The following is a 26,837-nucleotide window of genomic DNA, read 5'->3' as shown; positions in this document are numbered from 1 at the left end:
CTTGCAGCACAAGGTATCACGCATGTGCGGCGGGCGGAGCCTCGGAATCCGGCGGCTCGGCCGCCGCGTCGGCCCCCCGCGCGCGCTCCAGCCGAGTCAGCAGGCGCAGCCCGACGAACGTCATCGCGAGGCCGACGCCGCCGCCGAGGACCGCGAGGAGCGTCCACCGCGGGTCCTCGCGGAGCGCGACGACCACCCCGACCACGACGAGGGCCGCGCCGAGCACCGGGCCCCCGACGAAGAGGGCGACGCCGAGCACGCCCAGCCGGGAGCGTCGCCGTCCGAGGCGACGCTCGTCGTCGGTGAGGCCGTCGTCGTGCGCCACGTGCTCATTCTGCTCCCGCCCGCCCGCGGCATCCGCTCGCCCCGCGGTTGTTCCGGGACGCAGAAGAACCCGGAAAGTTCACCCCCCGATTCGTCGCCGGACCCCCTCGCGGGGCGCGCAGCATGGTTCCACAGACCCCCGGACGGCACCGCAGGAGCGGCCGGACGGACACCACGAGACATCCGATCGCTGCACCGAAGGAGCACCACGATGAGCACCCAGAACCGCCCCGGCGACCAGACGCAGACCGCCGCCGAGCTCCAGCTCGAGTGGGACGCCGACCCCCGCTGGGAGGGCGTCAAGCGCGACTACACCGCCGAGGACGTCATCGCGCTCCGCGGCCCGGTCCGCGAGGAGCGCACGCTCGCCCGTCGCGGAGCCGAGAAGCTGTGGGAGAACATCCAGAAGAACACCGGCACCGCCTTCGAGCGCATGGAGGACCCGGAGTGGTCGGCCGCGCTCGGCGCCCTCACCGGCAACCAGGCCGTGCAGCAGGTGCGCGCGGGCCTCAAGGCCATCTACCTGTCCGGCTGGCAGGTCGCCGCCGACGCGAACCTGTCCGGCCAGACCTACCCCGACCAGTCGCTCTACCCCGCCAACTCGGTCCCGGCCGTCGTGCGCCGCATCAACAACGCCCTGCTCCGCGCCGGCCAGGTCGAGCAGGGCACCGACGACCGCGACTGGATGGCGCCGATCGTCGCCGACGCCGAGGCCGGCTTCGGCGGCCCGCTCAACGCCTACGAGCTCATGCACCAGATGATCGAGGCCGGCGCCGCCGGCGTGCACTGGGAGGACCAGCTCGCGAGCGAGAAGAAGTGCGGCCACATGGGCGGCAAGGTGCTGATCCCCACCGGCCAGCACATCCGCACGATCAACGCGGCCCGCATGGCGGCGGATGTCGCGGGCGTGCCGTCGATCATCATCGCGCGCACCGACGCGCTCGCCGCGACCCTGCTCACCAGCGACCACGACGAGCGCGACCGGCCGTTCGTCACCGGCGAGCGCACCGCCGAGGGCTTCTACCAGGTGCAGAACGGCATCGAGCCGGTCATCGCCCGCGGCCTCGCGTACGCCGAGTACGCCGACATGCTCTGGGTCGAGTCGGCCGAGCCCGACCTCGAGCTCGCCCGCCGCTTCGCCGAGGCCGTGCACGCGAAGTTCCCCGGCAAGCGCCTGTCGTACAACTGCTCGCCGTCGTTCAACTGGAAGCGCCACCTCGACGACGACCAGATCGCGAAGTTCCAGCGCGAGCTCGCCGCCATGGGCTACGCGTTCCAGTTCATCACCCTGGCGGGCTTCCACTCGCTGAACCACGGCATGTTCACGCTCGCCAAGGACTACAACGAGCGGGCCATGTCCGCCTACGTCGAGCTGCAGGAGGCCGAATTCGCCTCCGAGGCCGACGGCTACACCGCCACGCGCCACCAGCGCGAGGTCGGCACCGGCTACTTCGACCAGATCGCCACGGCGCTGAACCCCAACAGCGCGACCCTCGCCCTCGTCGGATCGACCGAGGAAGAGCAGTTCCAGCACTGAAACCGATCCCGCTGGTCGAGTAGCGCGAAGCGCGTACCGAGACCCTCCACCGGTCTCGATACGGCCCTGGCGGGCCTACTCGACCATCGGGATCGCACCGAAGGAGACGAGACCATGACCATCACCATCGACCGACCGACCACGGTGCACGAGCCGAAGCCCGCGACCGGCAGCTTCCAGACCGTGCAGCCGCACCTCGAGGTCACCGCGCCGCTCGGCGAGCGGTACGACGAGATCCTCACCCCCGAGGCGCTCGCGTTCATCGCCAGGCTGCACGAGCGCTTCGCCCACACCCGGCACGAACTGCTCGCCGTGCGCCTCCAGACGCGCGTCGACGCGGCGAACGGCCGCGACCCGAAGTTCCTCCCCGAGACCGAGTGGATCCGCAACGACCGCACCTGGCGCGTCGCGGGTGCCGGCCCCGGCCTCGAGGACCGTCGCGTCGAGATCACCGGTCCCACCGACCGCAAGATGGCGATCAACGCGCTGAACTCCGGGGCGAAGGTGTGGCTCGCCGACCACGAGGACGCCACGAGCCCGACCTGGGCGAACGTCGTCGAGGGCCAGCTCTCGCTCTTCGACTTCCTCCGCGGCGAGCTCGAGTACACGAGCCCGGAAGGCAAGGAGTACCGGGTCACGGCGTCGGAGACCCCGACCATCGTGTTCCGCCCGCGCGGATGGCACCTCGTGGAGAAGCACCTGAAGTTCCACGACCGTGCGGGGCGGGCCATGCACGCATCCGGCTCCCTCGTCGACTTCGGGCTGTACTTCTTCCACAACGCCCGGAAGCTGATCGAGCAGGGCCGCGGCCCGTACTTCTACCTGCCGAAGCTCGAGTCGCACCGCGAGGCGAAGCTGTGGAACGACATCTTCACCTTCGCCGAGGAGGAGATCGGGATCCCGCACGGCACGATCCGCGCGACCGTGCTGATCGAGACGATCCAGGCCGCGTTCCAGATGGACGAGATCCTCTACGAGCTGCGCGACCACTGCGCGGGCCTCAACGCCGGCCGATGGGACTACATCTTCTCGATCGTGAAGACGTTCCGCTCGCGCGGCCGCCGGTGGGTCATGCCCGACCGCAAGGCGATCACCATGACCGTGCCGTTCATGCGGGCCTACACCGAGCTGCTCGTCTCGACCTGCCACCAGCGTGGCGCGCACGCCATCGGCGGCATGAGCGCGTTCATCCCGAACCGCCGCGACCCGGAGGTCACGGAGCGCGCGCTCGCCGCGGTGTCGGCCGACAAGCGGCGCGAGGCCGGCGACGGCTTCGACGGCACGTGGGTGGCGCACCCCGACCTGATCCCGACCGCGCGCGCCGAGTTCGACGCGGTGCTCGGCGAACGGCCGAACCAGGTCGACCGGCTCCGCGAGGACGTGCACGTCACCGCCGCCCAGCTGCTCGACATCCCGTCGGTCGGCGGCGAGGTCACCGAGGCCGGCGTGTACGACAACATCTCGATCTGCATCCGGTACATCGAGTCGTGGCTCCGAGGGACCGGTGCCGCGGCGATCGACAACCTGATGGAGGACGCCGCGACCGCGGAGATCTCGCGATCGCAGGTGTGGCAGTGGCTGCACGACAACACGGTCACCGCCGAGGGCACGCGCATCGACCAGACGTCGATCGTGCGGATCATGGCGGCCGCCGTGGCCGACCTGCCCCGTTTCGAGGGCGACCGGTTCGACGACGCCATCTCGGTGTTCCGGTCGGTCGCGCTCGAGCCCGAGTTCCCGACCTTCCTCACCGTCGGGGCCTACGCCCGGTTCCTCTAGGGCCGGCCGTGCGAGAGCGGATGTCGCGGGACGGGAAGCCCGCGGCATCCGCTTCGCCACGCCCGTCCGCCTGATGCTTTTCTCAGGAGAAATCTCCCAATCCGCACGTTTCTCAGGAAGACACGCCGCTGATTGACGCGACACGCCGAAAAACTCCTGAGAAACGCACCATCCAGCGGGTCAGCGGAGGGGGACGGGGACGTCGACACCGCCCTCCGGGGTCAGGCGGGCATTCATCTTCAGGAGGGTCGGCGCGGGCACGAAGCCGCCGGCGAACAGGGCCTCACCCTGACGGAACCACGGGGAGCGGGCGATGAGCCCCGTCGGCGCGTAGCCGAAGTACGTGGCGAGGCCCTCGAGGTCGATCGGCGAGCTCATCTTCATCAGGGCAAGGTTGTCGCACTGCGAGATGATCCCCGGGTGCACCTTCGACGGCCGCTGCGTCGAGAGCAGCAGCCAGAGGCCGAACTTCCGGCCCTCCGCCGCGATCTGCACGAGGCGCTCGCGAACGGCGACCGCGACCGGCGAATCGAGCTGCGGCGAGCAGAGGTTGTGCGCCTCGTCGATCACGAGCAGCACCGGCCGGCGCTCCTCGCGTCGCGCCCACAACTCGTCGAGCACGGCGAGCGCCACGACGAGCTGCTGCTCGGGCGTCGAGAAGCCGCCGAGGTCGAGCACCGTGGCATCCGGCCGCTCGTCGATGACGTCGGTCGCCGCGCGACCCGTTCCGGCCCAGACCTCCCACTCCATGAGCCCGAGGTTCTCCACCCGCAGGGCCAGCTGGCGGTGCACGGGGTCGTCGGAGGAGCGCAGCGTCGGCAGCACCGACCCGAGGTCGTTCGTGTCGAGGACGTCGCGCAGGTGCACGAGCGCGTTGTACTCCTCGCGGTCGACGACGGGGTCGAGCTGGAGGACGGCGGCCTTCGAGGCCATCGGCATGCCGACGAACCGGGCGCGCAGCGGCTCGGCGCCCTCGATGTTCGGCCTGAGCACACGGATGTCGCGCTGCCGCAACGCGTCTGCGCTCGGACCGCTCGCCCCGGGGTTCAGTTCGCCGAGACGAACGAAGTCGGAGTTCGGGTCGAACACGACGATCGGAAGCGCGGTGTGCGCGATGACCTGCTCGAGCACGACCCCGAGTGCGTAGGTCTTGCCCGACCCGCTCTGGCCGCACCAGAACGTGTGCCGGTTGAACCGGTGGGGGAGCAGCCGAGCCGGACCGCCCGGGGGTGTGAGATCGGTGCCGACCTCGAGCGCGGCGCCCGTGGCCGTGTGCAAGAGGTCGACCGCAGCGGGATCGACCGCCGCGACCGCGGCCGAGGCGAACGCGACGGTCGTGCGCGTGTCGAGCAGCCCCTCCGAGATGACGCCGAGCAGGCGCCCGCGGAGGTGACCGTGCTCGTCGTCGCGCTGCTCGATCAGGCCGAGCTGGCGCTGCTCGCCGTCGTCGACCACGACGAGCGCGCCCACGACGAATCCGTCGGCGGGCCCGGGGATGCGGAACGAGCGTCCGTCGTCGGAGCGGGCGGTGAGCGGGTCGGCGCGAAGGTCCATGCGCCGATCCTGCCACCGGAGCGCCCAGCGGGGCACCCATCGGGACACTGCGACGCCGGCCGGTTCAGCCTGATCCCACGATCCCGGCTGGGCCGGGGCACGGCACTCGCGGGCCTCGCTCCACCACGGAAGGCGCCGCCGGGGTAACGTCGCCATGTGACCGTCACGATCCGGCCCGCGACGGCGGGCGATGCCGAGGCCCTCGCGCGAATCGCCGCGGTCACCTTCCCGCTCGCGTGCCCGCCGTCGACGAAGGCCGACGCGATCGCCTGGTTCATCGCCGAGCAGCTCAGCGAGGTGCGCTTCGCCGAGTACCTCGCCGACCCCCAACGGACGATCCTCGTCGCCGAACCCGATCGGTCGACCGGGGCGGGCATCGCGCTCGCCGGGTCCGAGGAGGTCGCCGCGACCGGCGGGCTGGTCGGCTGGTCGATGCTCGTCGCGACCGAGGACGGCGTGCCGGGCGATGCGGACGCCGCAGCCAGCGTCACGACGCGTCCCGCGATCGAGCTCAGCAAGATGTACGTCCATCCGGCCGCGCACGGCGCGGGCATCGCCGGCACGCTCATGGACGAGACGCTCGCGGCGGCGGCGCGGACGGGCGCGTCGGTCGTGTGGCTCGGCGTGAACCAGGAGAACGGCCGCGCCATCCGCTTCTACGAGAAGCAGGGTTTCGAGGTGGTCGGCTCGAAGGGGTTCCGGCTCGGCGACCGGGTCGAGCACGACCACGTGCTGGAACGCGCGCTGCGGTAGCGGCCGCCCGCGGCCCGTCTGCTATTTCGCGGCCTTCACCTGCTCGTACGCCGCGAGCGCGGCGGCACGCGTCTCCCGCAGGTCGACGATGGGCTCGGGGTAGTCGTCGGAATCGACTTCGGGCACCCACCGACCGACGTATCGGCCATCGGGGTCGAACTTCTCGCGCTGCAGCTCGGGGTTGAACACGCGGAAGTAGGGCGCGGCATCCGCCCCCGAGCCGGCGACCCACTGCCAGCCGAACGGATTCGAGGCGTGGTCGGCGTCGACGAGCGTGTCCCAGAACCACTGCTCACCGCGCCGCCAGTCGATGAGCAGGTTCTTCGTGAGGAACGACGCGGTGATCATGCGCGCCCGGTTGTGCATGCCACCCGTGTGCCAGAGCTCGCGCATCGCGGCGTCCACGACCGGGACGCCCGTCCGGCCCTCCTCCCACGCGGTGAGGGCGGTCGGGTGCAACTGCGGCCACGGGAACGCGTCGAACTCCTCGCGCCAGTTCTTCGTCGCGAGGTCGGGGAAGTGGAACAGCACGTGCCAGGCGAATTCGCGCCAGCCCACCTCGGCGAGGAACTTCCTCGCGCCCTCGGTGCCGGCCGCGCGCTCGCGGGTCGCGTGCCAGATGCGGTGCGGGCTGATCTCACCCCAGCGGAGGTGAGGCGACAGCCGGCTGGTGACGTCGCGATCGAGCCGGTCGCGGCCGGTCGCGTAGTCGGCCAGGTCGTCGGCGAGGAAGGCACGCAACCGTCGGTCGGCAGACTGCTCGCCGGGCTCCCAGGTCTCGCGGAGCCCGGCCGCCCAGTCGGGTCGCGTCGGGAGCAGCTCCCAGTCGTCGAGGTCGTCGCTCGCGGGGCCGCCTCGGCCGGACGGCCCGCCGAATCCGTCGATCTCGCTGGGCGCGGGCAGCGGATGTCGCGGCTCGTCGGCCGCGAGGCACGCCTTCCAGAACGGGGTGAACACCGAGAACGGCGTGCCCGACCCGGTGCGGATCGTCCACGGCTCGAAGAGCAGCGACCCGTCGAAGCTGCGCACCTCGAGCCCGTCGTCGGACAGGGCGGACTTCAGGTCGGCGTCGATCTCGCGCTCGGCGCCGCCGTACCGCCGGTTCCAGAAGACGGCGCCGGCCCCGGTCTCGTCTACGAGCGAGCGGATGACGCGCCCCGCCGCCCCGCGCCGGAGCACGAGCCGCACTCCGCGCTCGCGCAGGACGCCCGCGAGGGAGTCGAGCGAGTGATGCAACCACCACTTCGCCGCACCGCCGAGCGGCCGGATGCCCGCCGACTCCTCGTCGAGCACGTACACCGCGACGACGGGCTCGCCGCGTTCGACGGCCGCGTGCAGCGCGGGGTGGTCGCCGACCCGGAGGTCGTCACGGAACCAGACGATCGACGGCGCGGCACCCATGGCTCGACGCTAGCCGAGGCATCCGTCACCCGGGCCGTGCGGCGTCCGGCCCGCACCCGGTTCACAGGGGGTCGGACGGCGCGCGAGACGAGATCGCGAGCGATCCTCCCGGAGACGGTCGGTCCCCGGTGAACCGGGTGAGCGCGGTCCGGCAGGCGAGGGCTCCCGCTCGGAGGGCTCAGGCCGGATCGTCGGCGACGCGCAGCACGAGCTTGCCGCGCACGTGGCCGCCGCCGAGGCGTGAGTGTGCGGTCTCGCCCTGCTCGAGCGGGAACACCTCGTCGACGTGCACGCGGATCGCCCCGTCGTCGACGAGGCGCGAGATCACGGACAGCGTGCGCGCGTCGGGCGAGACCACGAATCCGGTCGAGCGGATGCCGCGTGCGGCCGCCTCATCGGCCATGGTCGGCCACGACTTCGTCGGCACGTTGACGATGAGCCCGCCGCGACGGATCACGTCGAGCGAGCGCGTGCCCGTGTCGTCGATGACGTTGCCGATGAGGTCGATCACGACGTCCTGTTCGCCCGCGACCTCCTCGAAGCGCTCCGACGTGTGGTCGATGACGCGTTGCGCACCGAGCGAGCGCAGGAAGTCGGCGTTGCGGGGCGATCCCGTGGCCGTCACCTGGGCGCCGAAGTACGTGGCGAGCTGCACCGCGAAGTGCCCGACGCCGCCCGCGCCCGCGTGGATCAGCATCCGCTGGCCGTCGTGCGCGCGCGCGACGTCGACGACCGCGCCCCACGCGGTGAGCGCCGCGCACGGAATCCCCGCCGCCTCGACGAAGCCCGTGCCGATCGGCATGGGCGCGACCGACATCGACGGGACGGACACCACCTCGGCGTAGGTGCCCGTCATGCGCGGCACCCGCCCCATGCCGTAGACCCGGTCGCCGACCTTCAGCGGATGCGCGGCGTAGGGGACCTCCTCGACGATGCCCGCGAAGTCGAGCCCGAGTATCGCGGGGTACGACGCGATCGCGGCGGCGACGCCTCGGCCGAGCTTCGTCTTGCGATCGATGGGGTTCACGCCCGCGGCCACGACCCGGACGAGCACCTCGTCCTGCACCCGCAGCGGCGCGGGGACCTCCGCCATGCGGAACACCGCGCCCTCGCCCGTCTCGTCGACCACCAGTGCCCGCATGGTTCCCCCGTCCGCTCGCCGCCCGTCCGACCATTCTGCGGCAGATCCGGCCTACGGGGACGGGCACCTGTTGTTCGTTCGCCGTTCACCTCGTTGCTAGACTCCCTCGGAGCAACGCCTCCGCTTCCGGTCATCCCCTCCCCCGCCGACCCCACCGGGCGGAGCAGAAAGACCCGACATGCCCCGACGCGTCCCCCTCATCTCCCTCGTCTCCGCGGTGTACGGCGTGGAGGAGTACCTCCCGGAGTTCCTCGACAGCCTGGCCGCCCAGTCGGGCGGACTCGAGGACACCGAACTCGTCTTCGTCGTCGACGGCTCGCCCGACGACTCGGAGGGGGTGATCCGACGCTGGATCGACGCGACCGGCCACCCCGCTCGACTCATCGTGCAGGAGAACGCGGGCCCCGGGGCGGCGCGCAACGCGGGCATCGCGGCGTCGGCAGGGACCTGGATCGGCTTCCCCGACCCCGACGACGTGCTCGGCGTCGGCTACCTCGACGCCTTCCGCCGGTTCATCGCGGACGGCGCCGACGGGATCGACTTCGTCGCGGCGCGCGCACTGCGGTTCACCGGATCCGTCGAGTTCGCGCGGGACGATCACGCCCTCGGATACCGGTTCCGGCGGGGGACCCGGATCGCCGCTCCGCTCGAGGACCCGAAGGTGATCCACCTGCAGATCTCCAGCGCGTTCGTGCGCCGGGACGCCCTGCTGACGCATGCCCGGGAGGGGTTCGACGCGGCGGTGCGACCGACGTTCGAAGACGGTCACCTCATCGCGAAGCTCTGGCTGCGAGCGGGTTCCCCGCCCGTCGGCCTCCTCGCCGATGCGATCTACTACTACCGCCAGCGCAGCGACGGGTCCTCCCTGGTGCAGTCCTCGGTCGGCGACGACGCCAGGTACCTCGAACTCCCGAGGCGCGGCTACCTCAGCCTGCTCGAGGAGGCGGCCGGTGCCGGGCCCGTCCCGCGGTGGTTGCAGTACCTCGTCCTGTACGACCTCCAGTGGCCGTTCCGCGAGGACCACGGGATGGCGTCGGTCACCGCAGGCCTCGCCAAGGAGGTCAAGGCCGCCTACCTCGACGCCGTCGAGGAGATCCTCGCGCACATCGACGAGGACGCGATCCTCGAGTTCAACCCGACCTGGATTCCGCTGCAGATCAGGCTCGCGTGGTACGCCCTGAAGACCGGCCGCCTTCCCGCCGAGTTGGACGTGCACGCCACCAGGTTCGACGCCCGCGAGCAGGTCATCCGGTTGAGCTGGTACCAGGCCCATCCGGCGACCGATGAACGACTCCAGTTGGACGGCCGCGACGCGGCGCCGATCCACGCGAAGCTCCGCAGCATCGAGTACTTCGGGCGCGTGATGCTGTACGAGCGCATCCTCTGGGTCAGTGCGCTTCACGACATCCGACTCCACACCCGAGACGGCATGCGTCCGGAGCGCATCCGATTCGGAGCGGGGGACGTGCCGTTCTACGAGGCGACGGTGGGGCGGATGTGGCGCGGTCGCACGACCGGACTTCCGTCCGGGCATGCGCTCGCGGCCGCGGCGGCGGTCGCCCCCCGCCCGGAGATCGTGCCGTGGACGAGACCGCTGCGCCGACTGGGACTCGCCATCGCGTGGCGCCGCGCGGTGGCTCGCGACCTGCTCCGCGGCTGGAGGAACGCGGGCCGGTCCCGTCGCGACGCGGCCGCGGTCGATCGCGCACTCCGACGTCCGTGGATCCGTCGCCGATACGCCGACGCGTGGGTGCTCATGGATCGGGACGATCTCGCTCGTGACAACGCGGAGGCGCTCTACCGGTACCTCCGCACCGAGCAGCCGACGGTGAACGCGTGGTTCGTCATCCGCCGGGACTCGCCGGACTTCCGTCGTCTGCGCCGGGACGGATTCCGTCTGGCGGCGTTCGGCTCTCGCACGCACCGTGCGCTCATGAGGATGGCGGCGAACGTGATCTCCTCGCACGCGAACGCGTACGTCGTCGCGCCGCACGGCGCACGCGAGGCCGAACGCGGGAACTGGAAGTTCACCTTCCTCCAGCACGGGGTCACGAAGGACGATCTCTCGCGCTGGTTGAATCCCAAGCGGATCGACCTCGTCCTCGCATGCACGCGTCCGGAGTACGAGGCATTCGTGGCCGACGGGTCGCCCTACGCGCTCACGACGCGCGAGGTCGCGCTCACCGGCTTCCCGAGGCACGACGAGCTCCGACGCGCCGTCGACCGGGTGCCCGCGCACGAGCGCGACGTGATCCTCGTGGTTCCGACGTGGCGGAACTACCTGCTCAAGCGCGAGACGGGGATCGGCTCCGCTCGTGAGCTCGTGGACGACTTCTGGAGCTCGTCGTACATCACCAACTGGCTCGCGCTCGTCTCCGACCCGCGTCTGGCGGCGCTGGCCGCGCGGACCGGATCGCGGATCGTGTTCGCTCCGCACCCGAACCTGCAGGCGCATGTGCGTGCCGAGCACCTCCCGGCGCACGTCGAGTACTTCTCCTACTCGAGCGCGGACATCAAGTCGATGATCGCTCGATCGAGGATCGCGATCACGGACTACTCGTCGCTCGGGACCGAGGCCGCCCTGGTCGGAGTCCCCCTGGTGTACTTCCAGTTCGATCGCGCAGAGTTCTTCAAGGGCGCGCACGCCTATCGCCCGGGATACTTCACGGCCGAGCGTGACGGGTACGGGCCGGTCGCGGAGGATCCGGATGCCGCCGTCCGCGCGGCCGACCGCCTGCTCTCCGACCCCGGGTTCGCGCGAACCTACCTCGAGCGGGTGGATTCGGACTTCCGATTCCGCGACGCGGGCAACAGCGAGCGGGCATATCGGGCCATCGCGGCGCTCGACGTGCCGTGGTACGAGCGAGATCAGGCGCTCTTCGACGGGTCCGTTCCGGAGCACCGAGTCGATGGTGGGATGCGGGCATTCGAGGGCCTCGTTCCAACGCCCGAGGGGCGCCCGGGCACGCTGCCCGAGGCCGACGCGATCCAGCCACTCGGAGATGCGCCCGAGCCCGGACAACGGCCCGATGCGGAGGTGACCGCGGCATGATGCCCAGCGACTACTCGGGTCCGTGGAACGGTCCCGAGACGCCGAAGCGAAGCATGGCCTGGCGCCTCTGGAACTACCTCCGCAACATCGTGCTGATGCCGGGCCGGGTCAAGGAACTCCACGAGATCACGATCGAGACGCAGGGCCTGATGCTGCGGGAACTGCGGCGCCAGCGCGACCTGACCAAGCTCGCGCTCGCTCGAACCGCCGAACTCCACGTCCCCGACTCCTGGACCGGCGGACAGGTCCGCGTGGTGCTCCTCGTCCACTACCCGGAGGCCTGGGCCTCGCTCGAGGGCGTCTACTGGGCGCTCGAGGAGGATGACCGGTTCGCGGTGACCGTCGCGTCGGTTCCTCGTCGCTTCCCCGGGGCCGATCGCTTCGCCGGTGAGGACCTCACACACGACGCCCTGACGGCGAACGGCGTCCCTCACATCCGCCTCAACTTCTCGGATTCGTTCGAGTCGCTCGACGTGGTTCGTGCGCTCCGCCCGCACCTGGTCTTCCGGCAGTCGCAATGGGACGCGGACGTGCCGCCGGCGTTCTCATCCAAGGCCTTGGGCTTCACTCGGCTCTGCCTCGTCCCGTACGAGACGATGAACCTCGTCGAGAACGTCCGCGACGAAGCGACGCCGACCGACACGGCCGTCGACGCGCCGTTCCATCGCGCCGCGTGGCGGGTGTTCTGTGCGAACGAGACCGTGAGGGACGCGGCCGCCGCATCCAACGGTCCCTTGGGCGCGGAGCGCTTCATCGTCACCGGGCACCCGAAGGCCGCGTCGATCGGTGCCGCGGCACCGAGATGGCCGGTGGCCCAGGACGGCGGACGCCGCGGTCGAATCGTCTGGTCGGCGCACCACAGCATCGGCCGGCACTGGACCCGCTTCGGGATGTTCCCTCGGATGCAGCACGAGATGCTCGACTTCGCGCGCTCGCGCCCCGACCTCGAGTTCGTCTTCATGCCGCATCCGATGCTGCCGAGCTTCGTCGGCCATGCGGACTCCCCGATCGGGCGCGGCGAGTTCGGCGCGTTCCTGGCTGCATGGGCAGGTCTGGCCAACGCGACGACGTACGTCGGTTCCGACTACGCGGGCGTGATCCGCGCGGCGGATGCGGTCATCACCGATGGCATCAGCATGCTCATCGAGCCCCAGATCGCGATGAAGCCGATCGTCTTCGTCGAGCGAGACGACCATCGGCCGTTCAACGCGACCGGTCGGGCCGTGGTCCGCGGCGTGCACGTCCACCGCGACGTCGATTCGGCGATCGAGGCGGTCGGACGGCTCGCCCTCGGCGGAGCCGACCCGCTCGTGGAGATGCAGAGGGAGAACGTCCGGGAGTTGTTCGCACATCCGGACCCCGAGCGGCGCATCATCGACGCGATCATCGCCGGCCTCGAGGCCGAAGCGGGTGGGAGTCCGACCCTGCTCGCGCCGGTGACCCCGATCGACGCTGCTTCTGCCTGACGGGTCATCGGGCGAAGCGCCCGACCACCTCGCGCATCGCCGCGGTCTGCGCCGCCTGGCCGTCGTCGCGCGCCGGAACGCGCGCGAACTCCGCACCGAGGCCCGCCGCCCAGCGTTCCGCGAGCTCGAACGGGTGCACCGGGTCGCGTGGCGCACCCACGACGAGCGAGCGGATGCCGCGGCTCGCGAGTGCGCCGAGCTCGGCGTCGGACGCGAACGCCCGGTTGCGGGGGATCTCGACGAGGCGGACGGCGCGAGTCGCGGCATCCGCTGCCCTGAACTGGGTGAGCAGACCGTGGGCACCCAGCGGAGACGCCTCCGCGACGCGGAGGTACGGTTCGGTGCGCGTGAAGCGCTCGGCCCCGACGACCGGACCGTACTCGCGGAGGAGCTCGCCGATCACGGGGAACGCATGCAGGTTCCGCGGCAGCGAGCGGTCGCCGAACGCGGGTCGCACGAACACCGCCCGCTGGACGGGCAGCAGGCCGCGCAGGGCGATGCGAAGCGCGATCGCGGCTCCCATCGAGATGCCGACGAGCGTGACGGGACCCTCGTCGCCGACGCCGCTCACGACCTCCTCGGCCAACCGGTCGAGATCGAAGTCGGCGGGGTCGCCGATCAGCGAGGAGCCACCGTGGGCGCGAACGTCGGGTGCGACCACGTTCGCGTCGTCGTCGAGCACCGGCCCGAACAGCTCGAGCGGCTGGCGGCGGTCGGCACCGAGCCCGTGCAGCAGCACGAAGCTCACGCGAGCGGCCCCGGGCGGTAGAACGAACGGTCGGGTCCGCTGCCGACGCATGCTGGCTCGGCGGAGCCCGGCTGCGGTCGGATGGCGTCGAGGAGCAGGCCGGCGAGGCGCACGAGCTGCGCGATCTGGTCCTCGTCGCGGTCCACCCATCGGCACTGGGGGTCGCCGAGCGGGACGAAGGCGTCGTGCTGTTCCCACACCACGAGCGTGCGTTCGGCGCCGAGCACGTACTGCTGCCACCACACCTGGCGGAGGTAGCCGCGAGGGATGCCGCGCCACGGCTTCGACGTCGTCTTGATCTCGCACAGCTCGAGCGAACCGTCGGCGCGGACCGCGAGCCCGTCCGGGGTCGCGAGATGGCGCCGCTCGGTCTCGGCGTGGAAGAGCAGGCTCGACGGCGCGATGCCGTGCTCCTTCCGGACCCACCGCGCGATGACCGGCTCGCGCTCGCGACCGTGGTCGGTGTACCGGCTGCCGCCGAACCCCCGACGGGGTGCGCCGCCGTAGACCTTCTCGCTCGCCGCGGCCCGGACGGATGCCTCGGACGCGAGCTTCGCGGCATCCGTCGCCGTGACGCCCTGCGCGCGAGCCCGCAGCCACGCCACGCGGTCGCCCGAGTCGGCGACGATGCGCGTCTCGTGGGGGAGCGGTGGCTGCCGGAGCGCCGACGCGACCCGCGGTGCGACCGACTCGAGGTCGAACAACGCGAAGGGGGTGTCGGTCACCCGACCACGCTACCCCCGGCCGACCCCGATCGGGCGACGCGGCGGACGCGCGGCGCTACTTCACCGCGCGGAGCGCGCCGCCCGCCGACTGCGCGATCATCGCCTCGATGTTCGCGGGGGAGAGCGAGTGATGGATGGCGAGCATGCTCGCGCCCAGCACCGCGGCATCGGCCCCCGTCTGCGAGAGCGTGATGTGCAGCGACTCGGTCGCGAGCGGCATCGAGCGTCGGTAGACGACCTCGCGGACGCCCGCGATCAGGTGCTCGCCCGCCTCGGCCATAGAGCCGCCGAGCACGATGACCGACGGGTTCATCAGGCTGAGGCACGTCGTGAGCACCTCGCCGATGTCGCGGCCGGCCTGGCGGACCGCCTGGATCGCGTTGACGTTGCCGTTCTTCACGAGGTCGACGACATCGCGCGAGTTCGAGGCGGGGATGCCCGCCGCCGTGAGGGCCCGCGCGATGGCGCTGCCCGAGGCGAGGGCCTCGAGGCATCCGAAGTTGCCGCAGTTGCAGGCGATCTCGGCGCCGCGCGAGACGTAGACATGGCCGATGTCGCCCGCGGTGCCCTGCGCGCCGCGCTGGAGGAAGCCGCCCGAGATGACGCCCGCGCCGATGCCCGTGGCGATCTTCACGAACAGCAGGTGGTCGGTGTCGGGCCACGCACGCTCGCGTTCGCCGAGCGCCATGATGTTGACGTCGTTGTCGACGAGCACCGGGACGTCGATCTCCTGGCGGATCCAGCCGGCGATGTCGAACCGGTCCCAACCGGGCATGATCGGCGGGTTGATCGGTCGGCCGGTGCTGAACTCGACCGGGCCGGGCACGCCGACGCCGATCGCGAGCAGGTCGCCGAGGCGCCGACCGGTGTGCTCGATGAGCTCGCGCGTCGCGGCGATGACCGCGTCGAGCACGACTCGGGGTCCTTCGGCGACCGCGATGACCGAGTTCGTCTCCTCGATGATGCGCCCGGTGATGTCGGCGAGCGCCACCCGGATGTGCGAGGCGCCGATGTCGACGCCCACGACGAACCGCTCGCTCGCGGTGATCGCGAAGAGGGACGAGGGTCGGCCGCCCGTCGAGGCGGCCTCGCCGACCGGGCCGACGAGGCCGAGGTCGGTGAGGGCGTCGATGCGCATCGCCACCGTCGTGCGGGCGAGCCCGGTGATGGAGGCGAGTTCGCTGCGCGTGCGCGGCTGGCCGTCGCGGAGGATCTGGAAGAGATCGCTCATGGCGGTCGAGCCCAGCGCGTTCACGTGGGGTCGTGTGTCGCCGTGCGCACTTATGTCAACCATCCGTTGATTCTCCCATACGTTCCGACATAACTCGCATGCACATGCATCCACCGGCATACACCCGGCGCGACTCCCGCGCCAGCGCTAATGGGACTTCGACCCCGCGAAGCGCTGCTGCAGGAGCACCGCGATCACGATGATCACGCCCTTCGCGACCGCCTGGACCGAGGTCGACAGGTTGTTCTGCGTGAAGACGTTCGTGAGCGTCGCGAAGATCAGGACACCGAACACGGTGCCGGTGATCGTGCCGCGGCCGCCGGCGAGGAGCGTGCCGCCGACCACGACCGCGGCGATGGCGTCGAGCTCGTACAGGGTGCCGTGGGTCGACGTCCCCGCCGTGGTCCGGCCGAGGATCATGACGGCGGCGATGCCGGCGGTGAGTCCGGCGAGCGCGTAGAGGTACATCGTGTGGCGGCGGACCGCGATGCCGGCGAGGCGTGCGGCCTCGCGGTTGCCGCCGATTGCGACCGTACGGCGTCCGAAGGTGGTCCGGTTCAGGAGGATCCAACCGGCGACGGCGACGATCACGAAGGTCCAGATCAGCATGTCGATGCCGAGCAGGTCGAGGTTCATGAAGTCGATGAACTCGGGGATCCGGACGACCTGGGTCTGCCGGTTCGCGAGGATCTCGGCGAGGCCGCGCGCGGCGACCAGCATCGCGAGGGTGGCCATGAACGCGACGACCTTGCCGTAGGCGATGACGAAGCCGTTGAGGAAGCCCGCCGCCAGGCCGACCGCGAGCGCCGTGAAGACCATCACGAGCCAGGTCGAGTTGTCGGCGACCGCCTGCACGGCCGACAGGGTGGCGACGACCGAGGCGAGGCCCATCACGGAGCCGACCGACAGGTCGATGCCGCCGCCGATGATGACGAACGTCATCCCGACCGAGATCACGCCGATGATCGAGGCCAGCCGGACGATCACGAGGATGTTGTCGATGTTCGTGAATCGATCACCGGCGGTGATCGCGCCGACGACGAAGAGCGCGGCGAGAGCCAGGATCAGGCCGAGGTTGCGCCCGACGGACCCGCTGAGGAGGCCCTTCGCCGTGAACCGGCGACGCGGTTCGGACTGCGGCGCCCCAGGGTCGCCGGACTCGGTGGGGACGATGGTCGGGGACTGGGACTCGCTCACGCGGCGGTTCCTTTCATGACGAGGTCGAGCACCTGGTGCTCGTCGATCTGGTCTGACTTCACGGTGGTGAGGATGCGTCCGTCCCCGACGACGAGGACGGTGTCGGCCAGGCCGAGCACCTCCTCGATCTCGCTCGAGACGACGACGACGGCGTCGCCGTTCGCGGCGAGTTCGCGGATCAGGGCGTAGATCTCGGCGCGAGCGCCGACATCCACTCCGCGCGTCGGCTCGTCCAGGAGGAGGACGGACGTGCGGTTCACGAGCCAGCGCGCCAGCAGGATCTTCTGCTGGTTGCCGCCCGAGAGCGTGCGGGCGGGCCGGTCGGGATCGGCCGGGCGGAGTTCGAGCGCGTCGATCTGCTCGCCGGCGATGCGCCGCTCGCGGCGCTCGTCGACGAACCCGCCCCTGGCGAACCTGGCGAAGGAGGACAGCGTGACGTTCCGGAAGATCGGCTCGTCGAGCAGCAGTCCCTGGCTCTTGCGCTCCTCGGGCGAGAGGCCGATGCCCGCGCGGACCGCGTGGCGCACGGAGCCGTTGCGCAGCTCGCGACCGTTGACGCGAACCGTGCCGGATGTCGCCCGCCGGGCCCCGTACACGGTTTCGAGGATTTCCGAGCGGCCGGAGCCCACGAGCCCCGCGAGCCCGACGACCTCGCCGGCGCGGACCGTGAAGCTCACGTCGTGGAAGACGCCGTCGAGCGAGAGCCCGTCGACCTCGAGCGCGAGCGCTGCGTCGGCCGGGACCGGCGTGGCCGGCGGGAAGACGTTCTCGACCTCGCGACCGGTCATCCGGCGGATGAGCTCGGAGGTCGGCGTCTCGGACACCTCGAGGCCGTTCGCGGTGCTGCGGCCGTCCTTCAGGACGGTGATCCGGTCGCCGATCTCGCGGATCTCCTCGAGCCGGTGCGTGATGTACACGACGGCGATGCCCGCGGCCGTGAGCTCGCGGACGACCCGGAAGAGGTTCTTCACCTCCTCGCTGTCGAGCACCGCGGAGGGCTCGTCCATGATGATGAGGCGCGTGTCGTGCGAGAGTGCACGGGCCATGCTGACGATCTGCTTGTTCGCCGCGCTCAGCGAGCCGACCTCTCGGGTCGGGGCGAGGTCGCCGTGGCCGAGGCGATCGAGCAGCCGCCTCGTGCGTGCGTTCGCCTCGCCGTTGCGGAGGAGGCCGCCGACCGAGAGTTCGTGGCCGAGGAAGATGTTCTCGCTGATGGTCAGGCCGTCGACGACGTCGAGTTCCTGGTACATCGTGGCGATGCCGAGCTCGATCGCGTCCTGGGGCGAGTGCAGCGACACCTGTTCGCCGTTCCACTCGATCGTGCCCGCGTCGGGAAGGTGCGCCCCGGCGAGGGTCTTGATCAGCGTCGACTTGCCCGCGCCGTTCTGGCCGAGGATGCAGTGCACCTCGCCGGCGACGATCTCGAGGTCGACGTTCTTCAGCGCCTGCACGCCGGAGAAGCTCTTCGAGATGCCGCTCATGCGGAGTAATGCCGGAAGATGGTCGTCTTTGATCACTTGGAAATCATAACCGGATCCTGCGATGTCGCAAGTGGTTTCGCCTGATTCTCGTATGAACGCGCTCTCCCGCCCGAGGGCGCGGGGATCTTCCGGTGGACGAACTTATAACGCGAAGCAAGCATAAGTTGCGCAGATCCGACTATCTTCTGCTACGCTCACGAAACGTCAGCGTGGACTCCCTCGGGTGTGGTGGCACCCGGATGGAACCCAGGGTCCATCTGACTGTGCTGCGTCATATCCAATGAGAGGACTACACGAATGAGTGTCACCCGCACCTCACGAGCCCGCATGCTGGTCATGGCGGGCGCATCCCTCGCGGTCGCCGGCCTCCTGGTCGGCTGCACCGCGGGCGGTTCCGAGTCGAACGTCACCGAGAACCAGAACTCCGCCGAGGAGAACGCGGCGGAGGGTGACACGGTCGTCATCGGCTTCTCCGGCCCGGCGGCCGACCACGGTTGGCTCGGCGCCATCAACTCGGCGGCCCAGGCGGCCGCCGACAGCTACCCCGACGTCGAGCTCCGCGTCGCGGAGGGCACCAACGACGCCAACCTCCAGATCAGCCAGGTCGAGACGTTCGTCAACGACGGCGTCGACGCGATCGTGCTGCTGCCGACCGACGGCGCGGCGCTGACCGAGGCGGCGACCAAGGCGATGGAGGCCGGCATCCCGGTCATCAACGTCGACCGCGAGTTCTCGAGCCCGTTCGCCGCTCGCGCGACGATCCTCGGCGACAACTACGGCATGGGCGTGTCCGCAGGTACGTACATCTGCGAGCGCCTCGAGGGCCAGGATGACGCGGTCGTCGCCGAGATCGCCGGCATCGACTCGCTGCCGCTCACCCAGGACCGCTCGCGCGGTTTCGCCGACGCGCTCGCCGACTGCGGTCTCGAGGTGACCAACCGCGTCGCCGCGGACTTCACGATCCAGGGCGGCGAGGCCGTGACCTCGCAGCTGCTCTCAGCCGCGCCCGAGATCGACGCGATCTGGAACCACGACGACGACCAGGGCGTCGGCGTGCTCGCGGCCATCGACGCCGCGGGTCGCGACGAGTTCTTCATGGTCGGCGGCGCGGGCAGCGCGAACGCGATGCGCGAGATCCAGTCTGGTGACTCGGTGCTCGAGGCGACGGTCATCTACCCGTCGACCCAGGCGGCCGACGGCATCGCGCTGGCCCGACTGATCGCGCAGGGCAAGACGATGAGCGACCTGTACACGCCCAGCGTCCCGAACCGGATCGTCCTCGACGCACCGGTCGTGACCGCGGACAACGTGGACGAGTACATCCAGTTCGCCTTCGAGTCCTGACCCGAACCCTCACGAGGCTGGGCGCCCCTCGGGGCGCCCAGCCTCCCCTACCCAGAAAGGCACTCGATCGGCATGCGTGAACGACTCCGCGTCGCGATGGTGGGCAACGGATTCATGGGAGCCGCCCATTCGCAGGGATGGCGCGTCGCCCCGAGGTTCTTCGACCTGTCGGCCGAGCCGACGATGGACGTCCTCGTCGGTCGAGATCCGGACCGGGCCGCCGCCTCCGCCGAGAAGTGGGGCTGGCGCGAGTCCGCGTCGGACTGGCGGACGGTCGTGACCCGCGACGACATCGACATCGTCGACATCGTCACCCCGGGCGACTCGCACGCGGAGATCGCGATCGCCGCGCTCGAGGCCGGCAAGCACGTGCTCTGCGAGAAGCCGCTCGCGAACTCGTCGGCCGAGGCCGAGGCGATGACCCGCGCGGCCGAGGCCGCCGCCGCCCGAGGCATCCGCTCGATGGTGGGATTCACCTACCGGCGACTGCCGGCGACCGCCTTCGCGCGTCACCTCATCGCCGAGGGGCGGATCGGCGAGGTGCGCCATGTGCGCGCCTCGTACCTGCAGGACTGGCTCGTCGACCCCGAGTCGCCGATGACCTGGCGGCTCGAGAAGGCACGCGCCGGATCGGGTGCACTCGGCGACATCGGCGCGCACGCCGTCGACATGGCGGAATACCTCACCGGGCTTCGGGTCACCGAGGTCGCGGGCCTGCTCGAGACGTTCGTCCGTCAGCGGCCGATCGCCGGATCGTCCTCGGGAGCCATCTCAGGCGGATCGTCCGCGCCGGCGACCGGCGTCGGAGAGGTCACCGTCGACGACGTCGCGTTCTTCCACGGGCGCTTCGACTCGGGCGCGCTCGGTGCGTTCGAGGCCACGCGCATGGCGACCGGCCGCAAGAACGCGATGCGCGTGGAGGTGTCGGGCTCGGAGGGCGCGATCGCGTTCGACCTCGAGCACCTCAACCGCATCGAGTACTACGACGCGTCGGCCCCCGCGGCCGAGCAGGGCTTCACGTCGATCATCGTCACCGAGCCCGATCACCCGTGGGTCTCGGCATGGTGGCCGGCGGGACACATGCTCGGCTACGAGCACGGGTTCGCCAACCAGGCGCACGACTTCGTCGAGGCGATCGCCGCCGGCGAGGATCCGAGCCCGTCGTTCGCCGACGGACTGCACGTGCAGCGGGTGCTCGACGCGGTCGAGCTGAGCTCGGGTGCGTCGAGCGCCTGGACGGGCGTCGCCGAGCGCGCGGGGGACTGAATCCGGCAGCCCGCGCCCCGACGATCCCGACCCCGACCGTGTCGCCCGGATGACCACCCGACCCCGAGAGAGGATCCTGCAATGACCGACACCCCGACCACCCACCCCGTCACCCTGTTCACCGGACAGTGGGCCGACCTGCCGTTCGAGGAGGTCGCGCGGCTGGCCTCCGAGTGGGGCTACGACGGCCTCGAGATCGGCGTCGGCGGCGACCACCTCGACACCAAGCTCGCCGACGAGGAGCCGGGCTATCTGACGGAGAAGCTCGAGCTCCTGAAGCGCTACGACCTGAAGGTCTACGCGATCTCGAATCACCTCACCGGCCAGGCCGTGTGCGACGACCCGATCGACTTCCGCCACCAGGCGATCGTCCGCCCGTACACGTGGGGCGACGGCGAGGCCGAGGGCGTCCGTCAGCGCGCGGCGGAGGACCTCAAGCGCACGGCCCGCGTCGCCCGCAAGCTCGGCGTCGACACGGTCGTCGGCTTCACGGGCTCGAAGATCTGGCAGTACGTGGCGATGTTCCCGCCGGTGCCCGCGTCGGTCATCGACGCCGGCTACGAGGACTTCGCGAACCGCTGGAACCCGATCCTCGACGTGTTCGACGACGAGGGCGTGCGCTTCGCGCACGAGGTGCACCCGTCCGAGATCGCGTACGACCACTGGACGAGCGTCCGCACCCTCGAGGCGATCGACCGCCGCCCCGCGTTCGGGTTCAACTGGGACCCGAGCCACATGATGTGGCAGGGCGTCGACCCGGTCGGCTTCATCTGGGACTTCCAGGACCGGATCTACCACGTCGACTGCAAGGACACGCGCATCCGCACGGCGAACAGCCGCAGCGGCATCCTCGGTTCGCACCTGCCGTGGGGCGACCCGCGTCGCGGCTGGGACTTCGTCTCGACCGGGCACGGCGACGTGCCGTGGGAGGACGCGTTCCGCGCGCTCGACGCGATCGGCTACACCGGCCCGATCTCGGTCGAGTGGGAGGACGCCGGCATGGACCGCCTGCACGGCGGCCCGCAGGCGCTCGAGTTCGTCCGGTCGCTCATCTGGCCGCGCCCGACCGCGTCGTTCGACGCGGCGTTCTCGAACCAGTAGCCCACGGATGCCGCGAGCCCGCGCCGCCCGTACGATCGAGTCCGTGCGACCCGAACGAACGGCCGCGCGGCGCGGGCCGCACGCGGCATCCCGACCCGTGCGTCCGTCCCGGGCGAAGCCCGACCGCGACCTCTCGCGGCCGCTGCCCGCGGCGCTCAGCTGGAGCATGCTCGCGGCGTTCGCGATCGTCGTCGCGATCGCGGTGCTCGTCGGTGCGGTGCCGTGGTGGCTCGCCGCCTGGTACGGCGCGGCGAGCGTCATCGCCGTCGTCGCGTACGGCATCGACAAGGCCGCGGCGAAGCGCTCGGCGCCGCGCGTCTCCGAGCAGACGCTTCACCTCATCGACCTCGCAGGCGGATGGCCCGGGGCGCTCGTGGCGCAGCAGACGTTCCGGCACAAGACGCGCAAGCGCAGCTTCCGGCGCGCGTTCTGGGGCTCGGTGGTCGTGAACGTCCTGCTCGCCGCCGGACTGGTGGCGTGGCTCGCGTCGCCCGGGGCGCTGGGCGGGCCGGTCACCGCCTGATCCCGGCGGGACGGGCATCTCGCGGGCCGGTGGGGCCTGTGGGGCGGATGGCCCGGATCGGCCATGCGCGGATGGCCCGCACTCGCGATGTGCGAACGGCTCGATCGGAGTGGACTCGACGTGTCGATCCGCCCCGTCCGGGGCCAGAGCACCTGGAGTCACCATGTCCACCGCCATCGCACCTTCGCCCACCGTCGAAATCGCTTCGTCCGACGGATACGCCTCGATCGCACGCGGCACCATGCACGGCTACTACCGCGTGCTGTTCGAATCGGGTCCCGTCGATGCCGCGGCGTTCGCCGGATTCGTCGGCATCACCGTCGCGGAGTCGCGACGCTGGCTGACCGAGCAGCTCCGCCTGGGACTGCTGCGGCTGGTCGACCCGACATCCGGCGAGGCCGCCGAGGTCTACCTGCCCGGCGAGTTCGCGCCCGTCCTCATCGATGGCCGCCACTCGGGAGAGCTCGATTCCGCACGTCGCATGCTCGCACAGCGCGCCGACGACCTGCCGGAGGTCCTGCGGACGCTGTGGACCGAGTCGGAGCATCCCGCCGAGCACCTCTCCCGTGGCATCGCTCGGCTCTGGGCGCGGATGTTCGCTGCGGCGCGCTGACCGCCACGACGGTGCCGGGTCGCTGGTCCGAGCATCCCTCGTCTTCCTAGACTGGGATGGTGGACGCCGCGGACCAGGTCATCCGATACGCGGAGCACGAGGGCGCCTCGATCGCGTGGTCCGCGATCGGCCACGGTCCGCCGCTCGTCATCGGCGGATGGTGGTGCAGCCACCTCGACCTCGACTGGCGGCAGGCCCGGTTCCGACGCTTCGCGAGCGGGCTTGCGGCGGAGCACACCGTCATCCGGTACGACCGCCCGGGAACCGGGGCGTCCGATCGCAGCCGGCCGCCGCCCGGAACGCTCGACGAGGAGCTCGCCGTGCTCGAGACCGTGACCGCGGCCGCCGGGGTCGAGCGGGTCTCCCTCTTCGGCGCCTCGTCGGGCGGCGGCGTGGCCTCGCTCTTCGCGGCGCGGCATCCCGACGCCGTCGACCGCCTCGTGCTCTACGGCACGTACGCGCGCGGCGCCGACCTCGCCCCGCCGGCCGCGCGCGAGGCCCTGCTCGCGGTCGTCCGGCAGCACTGGGGCATCGGCTCGCGCGTGCTCTCCGACCTCTTCGTGCCCGATGCGACCGCGTCCGAACGCGACGAGTTCGTCGAGTTCCAGCGTCGCGCCGCGACCCCCGAGGCCGCATTCGCGTCGCTGGCCGAGGTCTACGCGATGGACTCGACAGGTCACCTGGGCGCCGTCCGCGCGCCGACCCTCGTCATGCATCGCCGTGACGACCGCGCGATCGCCTTCGCGCTCGGCCGCGATGTCGCCGAGCGGATCCCGCGCGCCCGCTTCGTGGAACTGCAGGGCGAGGACCACTTCCCGTGGCGCGGCGATGCCGACGCGATCGTGCGCGAGACCCGCGCCTTCCTGGGTGATCGGGTCGGGGCGATGCCGGACCCCGAGTCCCGGGCATCCGGTCCGGGTCGGGCGCCGCACCTGACCGAGCGCGAGCGCGAGGTGCTGCGGCTCGTCGCCCGCGGCGAGACCGACGCCGAGATCGCGGCGCACCTCGTGCTCTCGGTCCACACCGTGCACCGGCATGTCGCGAACATCCGGGCGCGGTTGGGGGTGCCCTCGCGTGCGGCGGCTGCCGCCTGGGCGATGCGCTCCGGGCTGATCTGATCCGCGGTCGGCGGTCCCGCGACCCGCCGTCTCCATGGCAGGGTCACAGGCGGCATCCGCTCGGGTCATAGGAACCGCACAGGAAGACGCGGATACTCGAAGGCATGAGCAGCACGACCGGCACCGGAACCGCGCATCGACCGCAGATCGCCAAGGCGGACGGCAGCGCGGTGCGCGTCCTCGTGGTCGACGACGAGAGCTCCCTCACCGACCTCCTGAAGATGGCCCTCCGCTACGAGGGCTGGGAGGTGCGGACGGCCTCCGACGGCCTCGGTGCGGTCCGCACCGCGCGCGAGTTCCGCCCCGACGCGATCGTGCTCGACATCATGCTCCCCGACATCGACGGGCTCGAGGTCCTCCAGCGCGTCCGTGCAGACGGCACCGAGACGCCCGTGCTCTTCCTCACCGCGAAAGACTCGCTCGACGATCGCATCGCGGGCCTCACGGCAGGCGGCGACGACTACGTCACCAAGCCGTTCAGCCTCGAGGAGGTCGTGGCGCGCCTGCGCGGGCTCATCCGCCGGTCGACCCTGACCCTCGCGCAGGCCAAGGACCCGGTGCTCCGAGTGGGCGACCTCTCGCTCGACGAGGACTCGTACGAGGTCGAGCGCGACGGCACCTCGATCGAGCTGACCGCGACCGAGTTCGAGCTCCTCCGGTTCCTGATGCGCAACCCCCGCCGCGTGCTGTCGAAGGCGCAGATCCTCGACCGCGTCTGGAACTACGACTTCGGCGGCAAGGAGTCGGTCGTCGAGCTCTACATCTCCTATCTGCGGAAGAAGGTCGACGCCGGCCGCGATCCGATGATCCACACGGTGCGCGGAGCGGGCTACATGCTGAAGGCGGCCGGATGACGCATCCGGGCGCTCCGGGGTACGCGGCCGCAGCCCGGCGCGCCGCGTCCGAGCGCGCGCAGGCGACGGATGCCGCGGGCGGCGGCGTCCCCTCGGCCCTCGGCGGCCCCGAGGCATCCCTCACCCCTGCCGTCGACGGACCGCAGCGCCGCGCACCCCGCACCCTCCGACGCACGCTCGTCATCGTCATGGCCGGGCTCGTCGTGCTCGCGAGCGTCATCGTGGGCGTCATCAGCACCGCCGTGCTGCACGGCCAGCTCATCGCCCGCGTCGACGGCCAGCTCCACCAGGCCACGGAACGTGCCGCGCGCGCGGTCGACGGCGACGAGCCGAACGAGCAGTTCCCGCGGCCCGACCTCGACGCCGAGGAGCTGCTGCGCCTGCCGGGCCAGCCCGTCGGCACGATCGTGGCGCTCGTGACGAGCGAGCAGGGCCGCGTGGTCGCCGCGACGGCGTCGATCGACGAGGACGGCGACATCGTCCAGCTGTCCACCGAGGCGCAGGCGGCGCTCGCCTCGGTGCCGACCGATCGGGAACCCGTCACGATCGACCTCGACGCGCTCGGCGACTACCGCGCCGTCGGCGTGCCGTTCGTCGAGGACTACGGGTACGTCGTCGCCTTCCCCCTCGCCGACGTGAACGCCACGACCACCCAGCTCGCCGTGACGATCGCGATCGTCGCGCTCGCCGCGACCGCCGCCGCACTCGCCCTCGGTGCGGTCATCGTCGGACGCGCACTGCGGCCGCTCGACCGCGTCACCGAGACCGCGACGCTCGTCTCCGAACTCCCGCTCGCGCGCGGCGACGTCGAACTGCCCGACGAGGTGCCCGTCGACGACGAGCGCACCGAGGTCGGCCGACTCGCGACCTCGTTCAACCGCATGCTCGGCCACGTCGCCGCGTCACTGTCCGCCCGCGAGCAGTCCGAGCGCAAGGTCCGTCGATTCGTCGCCGATGCCAGCCACGAGCTGCGCACGCCGCTCGCCTCGATCCGCGGCTACTCCGAGCTCACGCGCCTGCACGGCGGCGAGCTGCCGCCCGACGTGGTGCACGCGCTCGGGCGCATCGAGTCGGAGTCGCTGCGGATGACGGAGCTCGTCGAGGACCTGCTGCTGCTCGCCCGCCTCGACGAGGGGCGCGAGGTCCGGCGCGAGCCGGTGGAGCTGACGCGGCTCGTGATCGACGCCGTCGGCGACGCCCAGGTGGCGGCGCCCGACCACGAGTGGCGGGTCGAGGTGCCCGACGACGAGGTAACGGTCACCGGCGACGCGAGCCGGCTGCACCAGGTCGTCGCGAACCTCCTCGCGAACGCACGCGTGCACACCCCGGAGGGCACGGAGGTCGTCGTCCGCGTGGCGCGCGTGCCCGCGGCCACCGCTGCGTCGTCGCCGGCCCGCGTGCGGGTGACGGTGACCGACGACGGGCCCGGCATCGACCCCGCCGTGCGGGCGAGCCTGTTCGAGCGGTTCGCGCGCGGTGACGCCTCGCGTTCGCGTCGGGCCGGCAGCACGGGCCTCGGCCTCGCGATCGTGCGCGCCGTCGTGCAGGCGCACCGCGGCACGGTCGACGTCGAGAGCGAGCCCGGCCGGACCGAGTTCACGGTCGAACTGCCCGCCTGACGGGCCGCCC

General features: G+C 71.2%; 22 protein-coding genes. 13 read left to right on the top strand and 9 right to left on the bottom strand.

What is annotated here, in order from left to right; all coding sequences use genetic code 11:
* Window positions 1–16 precede the first annotated feature (16 nt).
* Complete coding sequence (locus ACIQH8_RS04735) at window positions 17–325, bottom strand: hypothetical protein (protein ID WP_400995378.1); 309 nt, start codon at window positions 323–325, stop codon at window positions 17–19.
* A gap of 210 nt (window positions 326–535) precedes the next feature.
* On the opposite strand from ACIQH8_RS04735, the gene aceA reads away from it, so the two are divergent.
* Both aceA and aceB read left to right on the top strand, forming a co-directional pair.
* On the top strand, window positions 536–1,861 hold the full coding sequence (gene aceA, locus ACIQH8_RS04730) for an isocitrate lyase (protein WP_400995376.1): 1,326 nt from the start codon (window positions 536–538) through the stop codon (window positions 1,859–1,861).
* Window positions 1,862–1,975: 114 nt separating this feature from the next.
* The gene (aceB, locus tag ACIQH8_RS04725) at window positions 1,976–3,640 is read left to right on the top strand and encodes a malate synthase A (RefSeq protein WP_400995374.1); all 1,665 of its coding nucleotides are present in this window, start codon (window positions 1,976–1,978) and stop codon (window positions 3,638–3,640) included.
* A 180-nt stretch (window positions 3,641–3,820) separates the two neighbouring features.
* On the opposite strand, the gene ACIQH8_RS04720 is transcribed toward aceB, so the two are convergent.
* A complete protein-coding gene (locus tag ACIQH8_RS04720) occupies window positions 3,821–5,194 on the bottom strand; it encodes an ATP-binding protein (RefSeq protein ID WP_400995372.1) in 1,374 nt (457 codons plus the stop codon).
* 156 nt (window positions 5,195–5,350) lie between these two features.
* Here ACIQH8_RS04720 and ACIQH8_RS04715 point away from each other — a divergent pair, with 156 nt between their 5' ends.
* Window positions 5,351–5,947, top strand: coding sequence for a GNAT family N-acetyltransferase (locus tag ACIQH8_RS04715; protein WP_400995370.1), 597 nt, complete (start codon window positions 5,351–5,353; stop codon window positions 5,945–5,947).
* A 21-nt stretch (window positions 5,948–5,968) separates the two neighbouring features.
* On the opposite strand, the gene ACIQH8_RS04710 is transcribed toward ACIQH8_RS04715, so the two are convergent.
* Together ACIQH8_RS04710 and ACIQH8_RS04705 are read right to left on the bottom strand one after the other, a co-directional pair.
* Entirely contained in the window at window positions 5,969–7,348 is a 1,380-nt protein-coding gene (locus tag ACIQH8_RS04710) for a cryptochrome/photolyase family protein (RefSeq protein WP_400995367.1), read from the bottom strand.
* 178 nt (window positions 7,349–7,526) lie between these two features.
* The gene (locus ACIQH8_RS04705) at window positions 7,527–8,489 is read right to left on the bottom strand and encodes an NADP-dependent oxidoreductase (protein ID WP_400995366.1); all 963 of its coding nucleotides are present in this window, start codon (window positions 8,487–8,489) and stop codon (window positions 7,527–7,529) included.
* A 178-nt stretch (window positions 8,490–8,667) separates the two neighbouring features.
* On the opposite strand from ACIQH8_RS04705, the gene ACIQH8_RS04700 reads away from it, so the two are divergent.
* Window positions 8,668–11,541 carry a CDP-glycerol glycerophosphotransferase family protein gene (locus ACIQH8_RS04700; RefSeq protein ID WP_400995365.1) on the top strand — a complete coding sequence of 958 codons (2,874 nt, stop codon included), beginning with the start codon at window positions 8,668–8,670 and terminating at the stop codon, window positions 11,539–11,541.
* Complete coding sequence (locus ACIQH8_RS04695; protein ID WP_400995363.1) at window positions 11,538–13,007, top strand: hypothetical protein; 1,470 nt, start codon at window positions 11,538–11,540, stop codon at window positions 13,005–13,007. The genes ACIQH8_RS04700 and ACIQH8_RS04695 overlap by 4 nt, the downstream gene beginning before the upstream one ends.
* 4 nt (window positions 13,008–13,011) lie before the next feature.
* On the opposite strand, the gene ACIQH8_RS04690 is transcribed toward ACIQH8_RS04695, so the two are convergent.
* The 5 genes from ACIQH8_RS04690 to ACIQH8_RS04670 form a co-directional block, all read right to left on the bottom strand.
* Window positions 13,012–13,755: an alpha/beta fold hydrolase gene (locus ACIQH8_RS04690; RefSeq protein WP_400995362.1), complete on the bottom strand. Its 744-nt coding sequence runs from the start codon at window positions 13,753–13,755 to the stop codon at window positions 13,012–13,014.
* Entirely contained in the window at window positions 13,752–14,480 is a 729-nt protein-coding gene (locus ACIQH8_RS04685; protein ID WP_400995359.1) for a YqaJ viral recombinase family protein, read from the bottom strand. The genes ACIQH8_RS04690 and ACIQH8_RS04685 overlap by 4 nt, the downstream gene beginning before the upstream one ends.
* 55 nt (window positions 14,481–14,535) lie before the next feature.
* Window positions 14,536–15,711 carry an ROK family protein gene (locus ACIQH8_RS04680; RefSeq protein WP_400995357.1) on the bottom strand — a complete coding sequence of 392 codons (1,176 nt, stop codon included), beginning with the start codon at window positions 15,709–15,711 and terminating at the stop codon, window positions 14,536–14,538.
* Between the two features lie 147 nt (window positions 15,712–15,858).
* Window positions 15,859–16,908 carry an ABC transporter permease gene (locus ACIQH8_RS04675; RefSeq protein ID WP_400995355.1) on the bottom strand — a complete coding sequence of 350 codons (1,050 nt, stop codon included), beginning with the start codon at window positions 16,906–16,908 and terminating at the stop codon, window positions 15,859–15,861.
* A complete protein-coding gene (locus ACIQH8_RS04670) occupies window positions 16,905–18,389 on the bottom strand; it encodes a sugar ABC transporter ATP-binding protein (RefSeq protein ID WP_400995353.1) in 1,485 nt (494 codons plus the stop codon). The genes ACIQH8_RS04675 and ACIQH8_RS04670 overlap by 4 nt, the downstream gene beginning before the upstream one ends.
* Window positions 18,390–18,686: 297 nt before the next feature.
* Here ACIQH8_RS04670 and ACIQH8_RS04665 point away from each other — a divergent pair, with 297 nt between their 5' ends.
* From ACIQH8_RS04665 to ACIQH8_RS04630, 8 genes are all read left to right on the top strand, one after another.
* Window positions 18,687–19,733 carry a substrate-binding domain-containing protein gene (locus tag ACIQH8_RS04665; RefSeq protein ID WP_400995350.1) on the top strand — a complete coding sequence of 349 codons (1,047 nt, stop codon included), beginning with the start codon at window positions 18,687–18,689 and terminating at the stop codon, window positions 19,731–19,733.
* 72 nt (window positions 19,734–19,805) lie between these two features.
* Window positions 19,806–20,999 carry a Gfo/Idh/MocA family protein gene (locus ACIQH8_RS04660; RefSeq protein WP_400995348.1) on the top strand — a complete coding sequence of 398 codons (1,194 nt, stop codon included), beginning with the start codon at window positions 19,806–19,808 and terminating at the stop codon, window positions 20,997–20,999.
* 81 nt (window positions 21,000–21,080) lie between these two features.
* Window positions 21,081–22,100, top strand: coding sequence for a sugar phosphate isomerase/epimerase family protein (locus ACIQH8_RS04655; protein ID WP_400995346.1), 1,020 nt, complete (start codon window positions 21,081–21,083; stop codon window positions 22,098–22,100).
* Between the two features lie 43 nt (window positions 22,101–22,143).
* The gene (locus ACIQH8_RS04650; RefSeq protein WP_400995343.1) at window positions 22,144–22,623 is read left to right on the top strand and encodes a DUF1294 domain-containing protein; all 480 of its coding nucleotides are present in this window, start codon (window positions 22,144–22,146) and stop codon (window positions 22,621–22,623) included.
* 163 nt (window positions 22,624–22,786) lie between these two features.
* On the top strand, window positions 22,787–23,236 hold the full coding sequence (locus ACIQH8_RS04645) for a hypothetical protein (protein WP_400995736.1): 450 nt from the start codon (window positions 22,787–22,789) through the stop codon (window positions 23,234–23,236).
* A gap of 59 nt (window positions 23,237–23,295) precedes the next feature.
* Window positions 23,296–24,354, top strand: coding sequence for an alpha/beta fold hydrolase (locus tag ACIQH8_RS04640; RefSeq protein WP_400995340.1), 1,059 nt, complete (start codon window positions 23,296–23,298; stop codon window positions 24,352–24,354).
* Window positions 24,355–24,458: 104 nt separating this feature from the next.
* Complete coding sequence (locus tag ACIQH8_RS04635; RefSeq protein WP_400995337.1) at window positions 24,459–25,208, top strand: response regulator transcription factor; 750 nt, start codon at window positions 24,459–24,461, stop codon at window positions 25,206–25,208.
* A complete protein-coding gene (locus ACIQH8_RS04630) occupies window positions 25,205–26,827 on the top strand; it encodes a sensor histidine kinase (RefSeq protein ID WP_400995335.1) in 1,623 nt (540 codons plus the stop codon). The genes ACIQH8_RS04635 and ACIQH8_RS04630 overlap by 4 nt, the downstream gene beginning before the upstream one ends.
* Window positions 26,828–26,837 lie beyond the last annotated feature (10 nt).

Origin of the sequence: Agromyces sp. GXQ0307, from assembly GCF_044769845.1 — a bacterium.
Classification (GTDB): domain Bacteria; phylum Actinomycetota; class Actinomycetes; order Actinomycetales; family Microbacteriaceae; genus Agromyces.
The sequence above is the reverse complement of the archived record's forward strand: the minus strand, read 5'-3'. Positions and strand labels throughout refer to the sequence as shown.

Coding starts and splice junctions, on each gene's coding strand:
- aceA (WP_400995376.1), top strand. CDS start 536: ATGAGCACCCAGAACCGCCCCGGCGACCAGACGCAGACCGCCGCCGAG.
- aceB (WP_400995374.1), top strand. CDS start 1,976: ATGACCATCACCATCGACCGACCGACCACGGTGCACGAGCCGAAGCCC.
- ACIQH8_RS04720 (WP_400995372.1), bottom strand. CDS start 5,194: ATGGACCTTCGCGCCGACCCGCTCACCGCCCGCTCCGACGACGGACGC.
- ACIQH8_RS04710 (WP_400995367.1), bottom strand. CDS start 7,348: ATGGGTGCCGCGCCGTCGATCGTCTGGTTCCGTGACGACCTCCGGGTC.
- ACIQH8_RS04705 (WP_400995366.1), bottom strand. CDS start 8,489: ATGCGGGCACTGGTGGTCGACGAGACGGGCGAGGGCGCGGTGTTCCGC.
- ACIQH8_RS04700 (WP_400995365.1), top strand. CDS start 8,668: ATGCCCCGACGCGTCCCCCTCATCTCCCTCGTCTCCGCGGTGTACGGC.
- ACIQH8_RS04695 (WP_400995363.1), top strand. CDS start 11,538: ATGATGCCCAGCGACTACTCGGGTCCGTGGAACGGTCCCGAGACGCCG.
- ACIQH8_RS04680 (WP_400995357.1), bottom strand. CDS start 15,711: ATGAGCGATCTCTTCCAGATCCTCCGCGACGGCCAGCCGCGCACGCGC.
- ACIQH8_RS04670 (WP_400995353.1), bottom strand. CDS start 18,389: ATGAGCGGCATCTCGAAGAGCTTCTCCGGCGTGCAGGCGCTGAAGAAC.
- ACIQH8_RS04665 (WP_400995350.1), top strand. CDS start 18,687: ATGAGTGTCACCCGCACCTCACGAGCCCGCATGCTGGTCATGGCGGGC.
- ACIQH8_RS04660 (WP_400995348.1), top strand. CDS start 19,806: ATGCGTGAACGACTCCGCGTCGCGATGGTGGGCAACGGATTCATGGGA.
- ACIQH8_RS04655 (WP_400995346.1), top strand. CDS start 21,081: ATGACCGACACCCCGACCACCCACCCCGTCACCCTGTTCACCGGACAG.
- ACIQH8_RS04645 (WP_400995736.1), top strand. CDS start 22,787: ATGTCCACCGCCATCGCACCTTCGCCCACCGTCGAAATCGCTTCGTCC.
- ACIQH8_RS04635 (WP_400995337.1), top strand. CDS start 24,459: ATGAGCAGCACGACCGGCACCGGAACCGCGCATCGACCGCAGATCGCC.
- ACIQH8_RS04630 (WP_400995335.1), top strand. CDS start 25,205: ATGACGCATCCGGGCGCTCCGGGGTACGCGGCCGCAGCCCGGCGCGCC.